General features: G+C 68.7%; 13 protein-coding genes and 1 pseudogene. 11 read left to right on the forward strand and 3 right to left on the reverse strand.

Annotated elements, in window-relative coordinates:
* Nucleotides 1-73 precede the first annotated feature (73 nt).
* The 4 genes and pseudogenes from JUB11_RS25490 to treZ all read left to right on the forward strand — a co-directional run bounded on the left by JUB11_RS25490 (nt 74) and on the right by treZ (nt 5,018).
* A complete protein-coding gene (locus tag JUB11_RS25490) occupies nt 74-2,314 on the forward strand; it encodes an ATP-dependent RecD-like DNA helicase (RefSeq protein ID WP_207461604.1) in 2,241 nt (746 codons plus the stop codon).
* Nucleotides 2,315-2,608: 294 nt separating this feature from the next.
* Entirely contained in the window at nt 2,609-2,821 is a 213-nt protein-coding gene (locus JUB11_RS33295; RefSeq protein WP_207461638.1) for a hypothetical protein, read from the forward strand.
* Between the two features lie 15 nt (nt 2,822-2,836).
* Nucleotides 2,837-3,007: pseudogene (locus JUB11_RS32540) on the forward strand (AbrB/MazE/SpoVT family DNA-binding domain-containing protein); the annotation flags it as partial.
* A gap of 94 nt (nt 3,008-3,101) precedes the next feature.
* Nucleotides 3,102-5,018 (forward strand): malto-oligosyltrehalose trehalohydrolase, encoded by a 1,917-nt coding sequence (gene treZ / locus JUB11_RS25500; protein WP_247887318.1) that lies wholly within the window; start codon nt 3,102-3,104, stop codon nt 5,016-5,018.
* Here treZ and JUB11_RS25505 read toward each other — a convergent pair.
* Complete coding sequence (locus tag JUB11_RS25505; protein WP_207461605.1) at nt 4,987-6,219, reverse strand: amidohydrolase family protein; 1,233 nt, start codon at nt 6,217-6,219, stop codon at nt 4,987-4,989. The two genes, treZ and JUB11_RS25505, sit on opposite strands and share 32 nt — an antisense overlap.
* A 170-nt stretch (nt 6,220-6,389) precedes the next feature.
* Here JUB11_RS25505 and JUB11_RS25510 point away from each other — a divergent pair, with 170 nt between their 5' ends.
* Nucleotides 6,390-6,809: a nuclear transport factor 2 family protein gene (locus JUB11_RS25510; RefSeq protein WP_207461606.1), complete on the forward strand. Its 420-nt coding sequence runs from the start codon at nt 6,390-6,392 to the stop codon at nt 6,807-6,809.
* Between the two features lie 6 nt (nt 6,810-6,815).
* On the opposite strand, the gene JUB11_RS25515 is transcribed toward JUB11_RS25510, so the two are convergent.
* Nucleotides 6,816-7,673, reverse strand: a complete 858-nt coding sequence (locus tag JUB11_RS25515) for a GntR family transcriptional regulator (RefSeq protein ID WP_247887319.1) — start codon at nt 7,671-7,673, stop codon at nt 6,816-6,818.
* A 124-nt stretch (nt 7,674-7,797) separates the two neighbouring features.
* Here JUB11_RS25515 and JUB11_RS25520 point away from each other — a divergent pair, with 124 nt between their 5' ends.
* The 5 genes from JUB11_RS25520 to hpxZ all read left to right on the forward strand — a co-directional run bounded on the left by JUB11_RS25520 (nt 7,798) and on the right by hpxZ (nt 12,455).
* On the forward strand, nt 7,798-8,685 hold the full coding sequence (locus JUB11_RS25520) for an ABC transporter ATP-binding protein (RefSeq protein ID WP_207461607.1): 888 nt from the start codon (nt 7,798-7,800) through the stop codon (nt 8,683-8,685).
* A gap of 2 nt (nt 8,686-8,687) precedes the next feature.
* Nucleotides 8,688-9,470 carry an ABC transporter permease gene (locus JUB11_RS25525; RefSeq protein WP_207461608.1) on the forward strand — a complete coding sequence of 261 codons (783 nt, stop codon included), beginning with the start codon at nt 8,688-8,690 and terminating at the stop codon, nt 9,468-9,470.
* A gap of 61 nt (nt 9,471-9,531) precedes the next feature.
* Nucleotides 9,532-10,557 carry an ABC transporter substrate-binding protein gene (locus JUB11_RS25530; protein ID WP_207461609.1) on the forward strand — a complete coding sequence of 342 codons (1,026 nt, stop codon included), beginning with the start codon at nt 9,532-9,534 and terminating at the stop codon, nt 10,555-10,557.
* A gap of 21 nt (nt 10,558-10,578) precedes the next feature.
* The gene (locus tag JUB11_RS25535) at nt 10,579-12,018 is read left to right on the forward strand and encodes an amidohydrolase family protein (RefSeq protein WP_207461610.1); all 1,440 of its coding nucleotides are present in this window, start codon (nt 10,579-10,581) and stop codon (nt 12,016-12,018) included.
* Between the two features lie 41 nt (nt 12,019-12,059).
* Nucleotides 12,060-12,455, forward strand: a complete 396-nt coding sequence (gene hpxZ / locus JUB11_RS25540) for an oxalurate catabolism protein HpxZ (protein WP_207461611.1) — start codon at nt 12,060-12,062, stop codon at nt 12,453-12,455.
* Between the two features lie 24 nt (nt 12,456-12,479).
* Here the strand turns inward: hpxZ and JUB11_RS25545 are convergent, their stop codons facing one another.
* Nucleotides 12,480-13,169, reverse strand: coding sequence for an FCD domain-containing protein (locus JUB11_RS25545; protein ID WP_207461612.1), 690 nt, complete (start codon nt 13,167-13,169; stop codon nt 12,480-12,482).
* A 179-nt stretch (nt 13,170-13,348) separates the two neighbouring features.
* Here JUB11_RS25545 and JUB11_RS25550 point away from each other — a divergent pair, with 179 nt between their 5' ends.
* Nucleotides 13,349-14,149: a transporter substrate-binding domain-containing protein gene (locus JUB11_RS25550; RefSeq protein WP_207461613.1), complete on the forward strand. Its 801-nt coding sequence runs from the start codon at nt 13,349-13,351 to the stop codon at nt 14,147-14,149.
* The last annotated feature ends 38 nt before the right edge of the window (nt 14,150-14,187 follow it).

A 14,187-nucleotide genomic window follows, 5' to 3' on the forward strand; every position in this document is an offset into this window, starting at 1 on the left:
CGGCGCGCGGCCCCCTATGATCTAAGGACCGATTTCCAGACCCTTTCCTTTCAGGCCGGACGCCCTTCCCCGCATGACGACCGCTCCCCCACACCCCGGCGACGACCGCGAGCTGGTCGTCGGCACCGTCGAGCGGGTGACCTTCCACAACGCGGAGACGGGATTCTGCGTGCTGCGGGTGAAGGCGCGCGGGCGGCGCGACATCGCGACCGTCGTCGGGCGCGCCGCCGCCATAGCACCGGGGGAGAGCATCCAGGCCGCCGGCAAATGGGTGAACGACCGCGCCCACGGCCTGCAGTTCCAGGCCGACTTCCTCCAGGCCGCCCCGCCCGCCTCGGCCGAGGGCATCGAGAAGTATCTGGCCTCCGGCCTCATGCGCGGGATCGGCCCGGTCTACGCGCGCAAGCTGATCCAGGCCTTCGGCGACGCGGTCTTCGACGTGGTGGAGAACGAGCCGGAGCGGCTGCGCGCCGTGCCGGGCATCGGTGCCGGCCGCGCCAAGCAGATCGTCGAGGGCTGGCACGAGCAGCGGGCCATCCGCGACATCATGGTCTTCCTGCACGAGCATGGTGTGGGAACGGCCCGCGCCGTGCGGATCTACCGGCTCTACGGGACCGACGCGGTCCGCCTCATCACCGAGAATCCCTACCGCCTCGCCAAGGACGTGCGGGGCATCGGCTTCGTCACGGCGGACGGGATCGCGCAGCGTTTCGGCATCGGGCGGGACTCCCTGCTGCGCGTGCGCGCCGGCCTGTCGCACGTCCTGTCGGAGGCCATGGGCGAGGGGCATTGCGGCCTGCCGCGCGCCGAGCTGGTCGAGAAGGCCGCCGGGCTGCTGGAGGTGGAATCCACCCTGGTCGAGCAGGCCCTGAAGGAGGAGATCGGCGAGACCACCCTGGTGGAAAGCACCCTGAACGGGGAGCCGGCCCTGTTCCTGGGCTGGCTCTTTCATTCCGAACGCAACATCGCCGAGCGGCTGGTGCAGGTCGCCCGCGGCCCCCTGCCCTGGGGCGAGATCGACCTGGAGCGCGCCCTGCCCTGGGTGGAGGGCAAGGCCGGCATCACGCTCGCCGAAAGCCAGGCGGCGGCACTCCGCCGGGCGCTGACCTCCAAGGCGCTGGTCGTCACCGGCGGGCCCGGCGTCGGCAAGACGACGCTGGTCAACGCCATCCTGAAGATCCTCGCCGCCAAGGGCGTGCGCATGCTGCTGGCCGCTCCGACCGGCCGGGCCGCCAAACGCATGACCGAGGCCACCGGGCTGGAGGCGAAAACGCTGCACCGGCTGCTGGAGATCGACCCGCGCAGCGGCGGCTTCAAGCGCAACGAGGAGAACCCGCTGGAGGGCGACCTGCTGGTGGTGGACGAGACCTCGATGGTGGACGTGCCGCTGATGTACGCGCTGACCAGGGCGCTGCCGCAGCGCATGGCGCTGGTCCTGGTCGGCGACGTGGACCAGCTGCCGAGCGTCGGGCCGGGCCGCGTGCTGGCCGACATCATCGAGTCCGGCATGGTGCCGGTGGTGCGGCTGACCGAGGTGTTCCGGCAGGCGGCCAGCAGCCGCATCATCACCAACGCCCACCGCATCAACGCGGGCCAGCTTCCCGAGCTGCCGGCGAAGGGGGAGGCGAGCGACTTCCACTGGGTCAACGCGCCCAGCCCGGCCGAGGCCGTGCGCACCATCACCCATCTGGTCGCCCGTCACCTGCCGAAAAGCCAGAGCTGCGACCCGGTGCGCGACATCCAGGTGCTCTGCCCGATGAATCTGGGCGCCGCCGGGGCGCGCTCGCTGAACGTGGAGCTGCAAAAGGCCATCAACCCGCCCTCCGGCCCGCAGGCGGCGCGGGTGGAGCGGTTCGGGCAGCTCTTCGGCGTCGGCGACAAGGTCATGCAGCTGACCAACAACTACGACAAGGAAGCCTTCAACGGCGACCTCGGCCTCATCCGCTCCATCGACATGGAGGAGGGGGAGCTGGTCGTGGAGTTCGACGAGCGGCCCGTCCCCTACCGCTTCGACGAGCTGGACGAGATCGCGCTGGCCTACGCCACGACGATCCACAAGAGCCAGGGGTCCGAATACCCGATCGTGGTCATTCCGGTCCTGCTCCAGCACCGGATCATGCTGCAGCGGAACCTGCTCTACACCGGCGTCACGCGCGGCCGGCGGCTGGTGATCCTGGTCGGCGACAAGCGGGCCTGCGCGGTGGCCGTCTACGGCACCATGACCAAGCCGCGCCACACCCGCCTGAAGGAATGGGGCATCGCCTACGGCGGCGGGGCCGGGAGCGAGGGCGGACTCCTGTCCATATATGCCTGATTTTTGGGCAGAGCTATTTATACACAGCCCACACCCGCCAGAGTCAGGGTCCGTCCGTGCATCATCCGCATTCCATGCACAGGGCTATCCACCGAATTTGTGGAGAAAGCCCGCCTCCGCCGGATTATCCACCCGATCGTCCACACAACCATCCCCAGAAAACTTGAGTCTTTCGCGGCATTGCCCTTGCCGTTGGCCCGGGGTTCGGAATAATCGGAAGTGTATCGGCGAACCAAACGATGATCGCGCACCATGGCTCCTCCCGGCTACCGGCCCAAAAAGGCGACCATTTCCTTGCGGATCGACAGCCGCGTGAAGGTCGCCGCCAGGAATTACGCACGGCAAAGGGACATTCCCTTGGCCGAAATCGTGCGCGATTACCTGACGCGCTATGTCGAGGAGTGCGCCCGCGAGAATGAACAGGCCCCCGCCGACCTGTTCGGCCAGCGCCCCCGCCAGTTCGAACTGCCCATCGGCGAAGTGCCGCAACCGCCCCGCCGGTCGTGAGGGGCCGTCCGTCTTCCGAAGGAGATTGCTTTCCCGCCGGGCGTGCGCGAGGTCGTCATCCTGCGCGAGGGTACCCGTCGGGTGATCGTTCCGGCGGACAGCGTCTGGGACGATTTCTTCGACTCCCCGCTCATGAATTTTCCTGACCGGGACCAGCCTGCCATGCAGGAGCGTGGACCCTTCTGACGATCTCCTCGCGGAATTCTGCTCTCTCCCGTCTGTTTCCCGCAGCGCCGCCGCGCACAGCCCGTCGGCGCGATCACATCCGGGATGCAGGACCATGGAGAGCCAACCCGCCCGTTCCGACGCGACCGTGAAACGGCGCTACCCGATCGGCATGGAGGTCGTCGGGGAGAACCGGGCGCACATCCGCGTCTGGGCGCCGAAGCGCCAGCACGTCTCCATCGTGCTGGAGCCGGAGATGCGGTCGGTGCCGCTGGAGGCGGAGGGGAACGGTTATTTCTCCACGCTTCTGGAGGGTGTGGCGGTCAACAGCCTGTACCGGCTGCGGCTCGACGATGACCGGACGCTCTATCCCGACCCGGCGTCGCGCTTCCAGCCCGGCGGGCCGCACGGGCCGTCGCAGCTCGTCGATCCCCGGGGCTTCGCCTGGACCGACCAGGGCTGGAAGGGCCGGCCCATCGAGGGACAGGTGATCTACGAGATGCACATCGGCACCTTCACGCCGGAGGGAACCTTGGAAGCGGCGATGCGGGAGTTGCAGCACCTCGCCGACCTCGGCGTCACGGTGCTGGAGCTGATGCCGCTGGCCGAGTTTCCGGGCCGCTTCGGCTGGGGCTACGACGGCGTCGGGCTGTTCGCGCCGACGCGGCTCTATGGAAAACCGGACGATGTGCGCAGCTTCGTCGACCGGGCGCACGCGCTGGGGCTCGCGGTCATCCTGGACGTAGTCTACAACCATTTCGGCCCTGACGGGAATTACCTGAAGTGCTTCGCCGACGCCTACTTCACGGACCGGCACGAGAACGAGTGGGGCGAGGCGATCAACTTCGACGGGCCGGACAGCGGGCCGGTGCGCGAGTTCTTCCTGTGCAACGCGGCTTTCTGGATCGACGAGTACCATATGGACGGGCTGCGGCTCGACGCCACGCAGCAAATCTTCGACGACGGCACGCCGCACATCCTGTCGGAGATCGCCCGCGCCGTGCGGGGCGCCGCCGGGGACCGCGCCACCATCCTGATCGGCGAGAACGAGCCCCAGCACGCCAGCATGGTCCAGCCTATCGAGGATGGCGGCTTCGGGCTCGACGCCATCTGGAACGACGACTATCACCACGCCGCCATGGTGGCCCTGATCGGGCGGAACGAGGCCTATTACACGGACTATCGCGGCACGCCGCAGGAGTTCGTGTCGGCCATGAAGCACGGCTTCCTCTACCAGGGCCAATGGTACGCCTGGCAGGGCAAGCCCCGGGGCATGCCGGCCTTCGCCGTGCCGCCGCCGGCCATCGTCACCTTTCTCCAGAACCATGACCAGATCGCCAATTCCGGCCGGGGCCTGCGCATCGACCGGCTGGCCGCGCCGGGGCGGCTGCGCGCCATGACGGCGCTGACCCTGCTCGGCCCCGGCACGCCGATGCTGTTCCAAGGGCAGGAGTTCGCGGCCTCGGCCCCCTTCCTCTATTTCGCCGACCATGCGGACTGGCTGGCGCTCAAGGTGGCGGAAGGCCGGGCGGAGTTCCTGTCCCAGTTCCCGAGCCTCGCCACCCCGGCGATGCAGGCGCGGCTCGCTCCGCCGCACGAGGAGGAGACCTTCCGGCGCTGCAAGCTCGACCATGCGGAACGGGAGCGGGAGCCGCATGCGGGCATGCTCGCCCTGCACCGTGACCTGCTGCGCCTGCGCCGCGAGGATGCGGTGTTCCGCCGCCAGCGCCGGGGCGGGCTGGACGGCGCCGTGCTGGGCGAGGAGGCCTTCTGCCTGCGGTTTTTCGGGGAGGAGGGGGACGACCGGCTGATGCTCGTCAATCTCGGGCGCGACCTGACCATGGCGGTCCTGCCGGAACCGCTGCTCGCCCCGCCGCTCGGCCGGGAATGGTGTCTCCTCTGGTCCAGCGAGGCCCCCGCCTACGGCGGCCACGGTGCGCCGGAGCCCTTCACCGGGAAGGGCTGGTGCCTGCCGGGCCATGCCGCCCTGGTGCTGGCGGTCAGGGGGCCATCAGGGCGGCCGGCGGCCTGACGAAGGTCTGCCGCCCCGCCTTGAAGCCCATGAGCGGATCCGCGATCTCCGCCAGGGCGTCGGCGGGGCTCGCCGCGTCCAGCACGACCAGATCGGCCGGGTGCCCGACCGCCACGCCGTAATCCCCAAGACTCATCAGCCGCGCCGGCAGCTTGGTTACGAGGTCGAAGCAGAGGTCGAAGTCGCCGGGCTCGGCCTGGGCGACGTTCGCGTAGAGGTTCGCCATCCGCAACAGCGAGGCGTCGCCGAAGGGGGTGAAGGGGTTGAGGACGTTGTTCGTCGCCACCGAACAGACCACGCCGGCCTGCACCAGCCGGTGCGCCGGCGCCACGCCGCGCGGCACGTTGTGGCTGGCGCCCCGCCCCATGAGATAAAGGTCCGTGGCCGGCAGGACCGTCACCGCGACGCCCGCCTCGGCGAGCCGCCCGGCGGCACGGGCAAGATCGTCCGGCGGCAGGGCGGAGAGCTTCGTGACATGCCCGACCGCGACCCGGTTCCGGTAGCCGCGCCGGACGGTCTGGCGGCACACCTCGTCGAGATGGAACCAGGATGCGTCGAGATCGAAATCGAGATGGAAGTCCAGATCGACGCCGAACCGCTCCGCATGGTCGAACAGCCGGTCGATCTGCGCCTCGGGGTCGCTGTCGGTGTAGGGGCATCCGCCCAGGACATCGGCCCCGTCCGCCAGCGCGGCCAGAAGCAGCTCCTCCGTTCCCGGATCGTTGGTCAGGCCTTCCTGCGGGAAGACGCAGATCGACAGGTCGATCGCCCACGCGTAATCCCGGCGCAGGGCTTTGATCGCTTCGAAGCTGCGCAATCCGACACGGGGATCGACCTCGACATGGGTCCGCATGCGCGTGGTCCCCTTCAGGATCGCCTTTTCCAGGACGCGCGCGCCCCGGGCGTAGACGTCCTCTTCCGTGAAGTCCCGCTTCATCTGCGACACGGCGCGGATCGCGGCGCCGAGATCGCCATGGCGATGCCCGCAGCGCCCGAGAAGGCAGGCCTTGTCGAGATGCACATGCGTGTCGACGAATCCGGCGAAGACGAGCTTGCCGCCGAGGAGGATCTCCGGCGCCTCCACGTCCAGCAGGGGCGCCATCGCCGCGATCCGGCCGCCGCGGACGCCGATGTCCACCAATCCGCTGGAGCCGCTGGGCCTGCTTGCGCGCAGGATGAGGTCGAAGCCGTTGTCGCTCATGGGGCGCGTCCCGCAGCCGTTGTGTCCGATCCGACGGGAACGCTACACCGGGTGAACCCAAATGTCAGTTGAAACTGCATGCAGTTTTCCACTTCCATCGCACGCAGTTCCTGTGATGTCATCCGGTCCGGTCGCGGCATGGGCCGCGGCCGAACCGAAGAGGATTCTCCATGCCGAACCCGCCCGCCGAGACACCGCACGCACTTTCCGACGCCGAGATCGTGCGGGCCTATCTGGAGGCCTCCATGGCCCCGGATCCGGAGAAGGCCGCCAGCTACATGGCGCCGGGAACGCGGATCACCTTCACCGGCGGGCGTGTGTTCGATCACCCGAGCGGACCGACGGGCTTCAACGCGGGGCGGTACCGCTGGGTCAAGAAGCGCATGGACCGCTTCGACGTCTGCCCAGGCGAGGGAGAAACCGTCGTCTACAGCGTCGGCACCTTGTACGGGGAATGGCCGGACGGGACGCCCTTCGAGGGCAACCGCTACCTGGACCGCTTCGTCGTGCGCGAGGGGCGGATCGTCGCCATGGACGTCTGGAACGACAGCGCCGAGCGCCTGCTGCTGCGCCACGGCATCGAGGCCTGACCGGCGTCAGGCCGTCGTCTTCCGGCGCCCTGCCCCACCTTTCGCCGGGGCCTTGCCGGCCTCCGGCGGGGCGGTCTCCGCCTCCGCGTAGGGCGCCAGAATGTCCATAATGTCGCGCCCGCGTGGCTTGCCGGGCGCCACCAGGGCGCGGCTCGCCACCGAATCGAGATGGTGGTCCATCATCCCCATCGCCTTTTCGGTCTCGCCAGCGGCGAGCGCCGCGATCAGTGCGCGGTGCTCGCTGATCGCGCATTCCGACGAATGCGGCCGGCTGTAGAGCGACAGGGTCAGGCAGCAGCGGTAGGCGATCTCGCTGACGTAACGGATCAGGATGGGGCTGTCCGTCATCACGGCCAGCATGACGTGGAATTCCGTCGCCAGCCGGATGGACACCGCGTCGGGGCCGTTGCGCGCCTCCTCCTCGGCATCGACATGCGCCTGAAGCTTCGCGACCTGCGCCTTCGTCAGGCGGCCGGACAGCTGGCGGACGACCAGGCGCTCCAGTCCCAGGCGGATGTCGAAGGTGTCGCGCGCCTCCTGCCAGCTGGGGGTCGCCACGACGGCGATGCGGTTGCGGCGCAGCTCGACCAGCCCCTCCGCCGCGAGTTGCCCGAGCGCGTGGCGGGCGATGGTGCGGCTGACGCCGAAACGCTCCCCCAGCGCGTCCTCGGGCAGCTTGGCCCCGGGCTCCAGCGCCTGCTCGATGATCGCGCGGCGCAGCGAGCGGCAGATGAAGCCGACCCGGTCCGTCACCCTGTTGTCCTTGTCCTCGTCCCGCGCCATCACCGCTTCTCCTGGGGCATCGTCCCGCTTGTAGGCCTGTCCGCCGCCGCGCGCAACCCAGTGGCATTGCCCATGCCGCATGCAGTTTTCCCGTTCATGCCCAAAGAACGCGCGCTTCAAGTGCATGCACTTTGGCCGCGACGGCGATTCGCAAGGCGGAAACGCGATGGCATCGCCATTGCATACAGTTTCCAGCATGACAAGCATGCAGAACAGATCGGCCGACGCCACGCCTTCCGGTCAGCAGGCCGGATCGCCCGCCGTCCCCGCCGACCGGCGCCCGGCCATCGCGATCGAGTTGTCGCGCGCCGCCGTCACCTTCGGGCAGGGCGCCGGCGCCCTGCCCGCCCTGTCCGAAACGACCCTGCGCATCGCCGACGGGGAGTTCGTGGCGCTGGTCGGCCCGTCGGGCTGCGGCAAGTCCACGATCCTGCGGCTCGCCAGCGGCCTCGTGCAGCCGACCGCGGGTGCGGTCATCGTCGGCGGCCGCGAGGTCGCGGCGAAGGCCCTGCGGGTCGGCATGGCCTTCCAGAATCCCACCATGCTGCCCTGGATGACGATCGAGCAGAACGTGATGCTGCCCTTGAAGATCGTCGAGCCCTTCCGGTCGCAGTTCCGGAGCCAGCGCAAATCCGCCTTCCGCGACAAGGCGCACGCCTTGCTGGAACAGGTCGGGCTGAAGGGGTTCGCCGGCCGCTACCCGTGGCAGCTGTCCGGCGGCATGCTCCAGCGGGCCAACCTCTGCCGCGCCCTGATCCACGAGCCGCGCGTGCTCCTGCTCGACGAGCCCTTCGGCGCGCTCGACCAGTTCACCCGCGAGGAGCTGTGGTCGATCCTCCAGGACCTGTGGCTGGCCCACCGCCCGACGGTCCTGCTCGTCACCCACGACCTGCGGGAGGCCGGCTTCCTCGCCAGCCGCATCTGCGTGATGAGCGCCCGGCCCGGCCGCGTCATCGACGACAGCGCCGTTCCCTTCGCCCGCCCCCGCAGCATCGCGATGACGTTCGAGCCGGACTTCGTCGCGCTCAACCAGCGGCTCCGCGACCTCATCGTCGAGGCGCGGACCATGCCCATGACGGAGGCCGGCGCATGACCATGGCGAACCAAGATATGAAACGGAAGGCCTGGGCCGCCGGACTGATCCTGGCCTTCTTCGCGGGGTGGGAGCTGTTCTGCCTCGTGACCGGCATGTCGGACCTCGTCCTGCCGCGCCCGACGCAGATCGCCGAGGTGCTGGTCGCCCGGCTTCCCGTCCTATGGCCGCACATCCTGCAGACGCTCGCCACCACCATGGCCGGCTTCGTGCTCGGCGTCGCGCTGGGGGTCGTGCTCGGCGCCTTCATCGGCGTGTCGAAGGTCGCCTACGACACGGCCTACCCGCTGCTGATCGGCTTCTCCTCGATCCCGAAGGTCGCGGTCGTTCCGATCTTCGTGCTGTGGTTCGGGTCGGGCACCGTGCCGGCGATCCTCACCTCGCTGGCGATCTGCTTCTTCCCGATCGTCGTGAACATCGCCACCGGCCTCGCCACGACCGAACCGGAACTGGAGGACGTTCTGAAGGCGCTCGGCGCCAGCAAGATGGACATACTCTGGAACGTCGGGCTGCCCCGGACCATGCCCTTCCTCTTCGCCTCGCTGAAGGTCGCGGTCACCTACGCCTTCGTCGGCACCGTGCTGGCGGAGACGGTGGCGTCGAACCGGGGGATCGGCAACGTGATGATGAGCGCGTCCTCGAACTTCGACGTGCCGCTCGTCTTCGCCGGCCTCTTCATCCTCGCCGCACTCGGCGTCGCCCTCTACGTCGCCTTCTCGCTCGTCGAGCGGCGCGTCACCGGCTGGGCCACCCGCAAGAACGATCTGGTCGCCTCCGCCCAGTGAAGGGCGACCAGTGATCGCCTCCCCTTCCCGCCCACACCCTTTCCCGTTCAGGAGAACAAGGATGCTCAAACGACTGACCGCGACCCTCGTCGCCGGCCTGCTGTTCGCCGGCGCCGCCAAGGCCGAGGAAACGACGATCCGCTTCACCCTGGGCTGGAAGACGCAGGGCAGCGACGCCGCCTTCTTCTATGCGAAGGACAAGGGCTTCTTCCAGGAAGAGGGGCTGAACGTCGTCATCGACCAGGGCGAAGGTTCGGGCGCCACCGTCACGCGCATCATGTCCGGCGCCTACGACGCCGGCTTCGGCGACGTGAACGCCATCATCCAGAACGCCGCGTCCAAGCCGCAGGACGCCCCCGTCATGGTCTACATGATCTGGAACCAGCCTCCCTTCGCCATCGTCACCAAGGCGACGAGCGGCATCAATTCGGCCAAGGATTTCGAGGGGCGGACCCTCGGCGGCGCGCAGGGCACGCCGACCACCCGCCTCCTGCCGGTCTTCGCCCACAAGAACGGGCTGGACATGGCGAAGATCAAGCTGTCGAACATGGCGCCGAACCTTCAGGAGCCGATGCTGATCAAGGGCGACATCGACGCGGCCCTGGTCTTCAACATCACGAGCTACTTCAACCTGGTCCTCAACCGCCAGGACCCGGACAAGGATTTCAAATGGTTCGCCTTCGGCGACCATGGGCTGGACCTGTACTCGAACGGGCTGATGGTCTCGCGCAAGCTGATCGCGGCGAACCCGAAGGCCGTGGCCGGGCTGGTGCGGGCGACCAACAAGGCGATGATCGCCATCGCCAAGGACCAGAACGCCGCCATGGAGTCGGTGATCAACTACGACAACCTCGTCAACGCCGCCGTCGAGAAGCGGCGCCTGCAATTCTCCTTCGACAAGCTCATCGTGTCGCCGGAGATGAAGGAGATCGGCGTCGGCGACATCAAGGACGACCGGATGACGCGCGCCATCGGCATGGTGGTGGAGGGCTACCAGCTCGGCCGGGCGCCCGCCACGACCGAGGTCTTCTCCCGCGAGTTCCTGCCGCCCCGCGCGGAGCGTGAACTGGTCTACACCGCCAACTGAACACGGAATGGGCAGGCCCGCATGACCAGCATCCTCACGGCCACGGGCCTGTTCCTCGGCGGCGGACGCGGCGTCGCCGCCGGTATGGCCCTCCATCACGCTGACGGCGTGATCACCAGCGTGACGGAGGGCGGCCCGCCGCCCTCCGGCGGGCGGCGGCTGGTCATTCCGGCGCTGGTCAACGCCCACGATCACGCGCGGCCCTCCATGTCCTCCTTCGGTGCCGCGAACATGCCGCTGGAGACCTGGATCGCGCGCTCGGCCTTCGGAACACCGCCCGATCCCTATCTGGCCGCCGCGGTATCGCTCGGCCGCTCGGCGCGGGCAGGCTGTGGCGCCATGATGGTGCATTACACGCGCCCCAGCGGGACGATGACCATGGTCGAGGAGGCCAAGGCCATCGCGCGGGCCGCAAGCGACGTCGGCATCCGCCTCGCCTTCGCGCCGGCGGTCCGCGACCGCAACCCGATCGTCTACGGCGATGAAAGCGGCCTGCTCGCCGGGCTGCCCGAGGAGGCGCGGCGGACCGTGGAGGACAGCTTCATCCGGCCCGCCATGACGCCCGGCGCCTATGTCGATCTGGTGGAAGACATCGCCTCCGCCATCGCCGGCCCCATGGTGGACGTGCAGTACGGACCGGCCGGCGTGCAATGGTGCTCCACGGCGTTGCTGGAAGCCATCGCGGAGGCGTCCGCGCGCACAGGACGCCGGGTGCACATGCATCTGCTGGAGACGGTCTACCAGCGCGGCTGGGCCGACCGGACCTTCCCCGGCGGAATCCTCCGCCATCTGAAGGAGATCGGCCTTCTCTCGGAACGGCTGAGCCTCGCCCACTGCACCCACGCCACACCTGAAGAACTCGACCTGATCGCGGAGTCGGGCGCCACCATCGTCACCAACTTCAGCTCCAACCTGCATCTTCATTCGGGCCTCGCCCCCATAGCCGACGCCCACCGGCGCGGCTGCGCCATCGCCGTGGGCATCGACGGGCTGGCGCTGGACGAGGACGACGACGCGCTGCGCGAGATGCGGCTCGTCCAGACGATGCATGACGGCACCGGCTTCGAACGGACCTGGAGCCGCGCCGATTTCCTGGAGCTGGCCGTGCGGAACGGGCGCCGTTCGACGGGCGCGCCGGGAACCGGCAGGCTGGCGCCCGGAGAGCCGGCGGATTTTCTGGTGCTGGATTACGACCGCCTCGACCGCGACGCCATCATGCCGGTCGATCCCCTGGACATGCTGTTCGCCCGCGGCAACACGGCCTGCGTGCGCGACGTCGTCGTGGCCGGGCGGACCATCGTGGCGGACGGCAAACCGACGGGGGTCGACCTGGACGCCATGGAGGCGGAGCTTCGGGCGCTCTACCGGAAGAGCGTGCCGCGCTTCGCGGCGCTGGAGCGGCACTGGAAACCGTTCGAGAGCAGCGTCGCGCACTGGTTTCAAAGCTGTGGCTGCTGCTGACCCGACCCGCCGGACACAGGAACCCCAATGAGGACCCGCGCATGACGACGCCCGCCGAACAGCCCGCCATCAATCTTCCCGACGTTCTCGCGGAGGTCACCGCCGCCTTCGAACGGTACGAACGCGCCCTCGTCGGAAACGACGTGGCGGTGCTGGACGAGCTGTTCTGGGACAGCCCGCACACCGTGCGCTACGGCGCCGGGGAGAATCTGTACGGCTACGAGGCGATCGCCGCCTTCCGCAAGGCGCGTCCGTCGGCCGGGCTCGACCGCACGCTGCGCAACACGGTGATCACGAGCTACGGGCGCGACATGGCGACCGCCAGCACGGAATTCCTGCGCCCCGGCACCGAGCGCGTCGGCCGCCAGAGCCAGAGCTGGGTGCGCATGCCCCAGGGCTGGCGCATCGTCGCCGCCCACGTCTCGCTGATGGGCTGAGGGATGCGCGGGTCTCCGGACGGGTCAGCCCCTGGCGAGCGGCACGCCCAGCCGTTCCGCTGCACCCGCGATGTGCGACGCCATGGCGGACGAGGCCGCGCGCGGGTCGCGGGTGCGCAGCGCACGGACGATCTCCTCATGCTCGCGGACGGTTTCCCAGACCCGCTCCTGCCGCACGAAGGGAAGGCGCTGGATCTCTCCCAGCACGCCGCCGACGGTGCCGAGCAGTTCGGCCAGCATGCGGTTGCCGCATTGCTCGACGATGGCGGCGTGGAAGGCGCTGTCGGCGAGGCCGGCCTCGACCAGGTCATGCCGTTCGAAGGCGGCGCGCATCCGGTCGAGGCTCCGCGCGAGGGCGTCGATCTCACCGTCTGCCATGCATCCGGCGGCAAAGCTTGCCACCTGCGGCTCGATGACGAGGCGTGCCTCGTAGACCTCCCGCAGGGAGAAGCGGTCAGCGTAGCGCCATTTCGGCACCGCCTCCTGCGCCCGGCCATCCGTGACGAAGACACCCCGGCCCACCTCGATCCGCACGACGCCGAGCGTTTCCAGGGCGGACAGGGCCTCGCGGAGGGAGGCGCGGCTGATGTTCATGCTCTCCGCCAGCTCCCGCTGGGGCGGAAGCCTTTCGCCGGGCTTGATCCCCTTCTCGGCGATCATCGCCTGGATTCGCTGGGCCGCGGCCTGCGGCACCAGCATGCGGCCACCAATCATATCCGCTCCTCAGCCCCGAACAGGGTTTTGCATACCATGGGCTTGACGGTAGCGCAGAAAAGAGGTCCAATCAAACTGGTCTGACCGGTCAGGCCCATTTTTCGAGCAGCCGCCGGCGAAACTGCTCCTTTCCGCGCCTTTCACGAACGATCCGCTTCCAACGGCTTGGGGAAAGAACCATGCGAGTAAAATTTTTCAGGACGATCACCGTCGCCTTCGCGGCCCTGACCGGAGCCGTGGGAGTCCAGGCCCAGGCGGCCGACTGGACCGTCGGCGCCAACATCGGCAACGTTCCCTGGGAGTTCCAGGACGCCAGCGGCGCCTATGTCGGCTTCGAGATCGACCTTGTGAACGAGGCCGCCAAGCGGCTCGGCAAGTCGGTGGAGATCGTCAACATCCCCTTCAACGGCCTCTTCTCCGCCGTGCAGTCCAGCCGCATCGACATGGCCATCTCCTCGATCACCATCACCGACAAGCGGCTGGAATCCGTGTCCTTCGCGCAGCCCTATTATGACAGCGACCAGTCGCTGACCGTGCTGTCCAAGAGCGGCATCACGAACCTGGAAGGGCTGGGCGGAAAATCCGTCGGCGTGGACACCGGCTCCACCGGCGACATGTGGGCGGCGAAGAACGCCCAAACCTACAAGATCGCGGAGATCCGCCGTTTCGAGGGGCTTCAGCCGGCGATGCTCGACCTCGCCGCCGCCCGTCTCGACGGCTACATCAGCGACATCCCGGCCCTGCTCTACTACACCAAGGACAAGCCGCAGTTCAAAGTGGTCCAGCGCATTCCGACCGGCGAGCGCTACTCCGTCATGCTGGCCAAGGACAGCCCGCTGCTGGGGCCGGTGAACGAGCAGATCGGCGCCATGAAGAAGGACGGCACCCTCGCCGCCCTTCACGAGAAATGGTTCGGCGCCAAGCCGGAGGCGGGGACGAGCACCGTCGAGCCGCTGGACATCCCGAAGAAGAAGTCCTGATCCCTCCAGGCCGCGTGCCCGCCATCCGGGCGCGCGGC

Origin of the sequence: Azospirillum sp. SYSU D00513 (assembly GCF_017356015.1) — a bacterium.
Classification (GTDB): Bacteria; Pseudomonadota; Alphaproteobacteria; order Azospirillales; family Azospirillaceae; genus Azospirillum.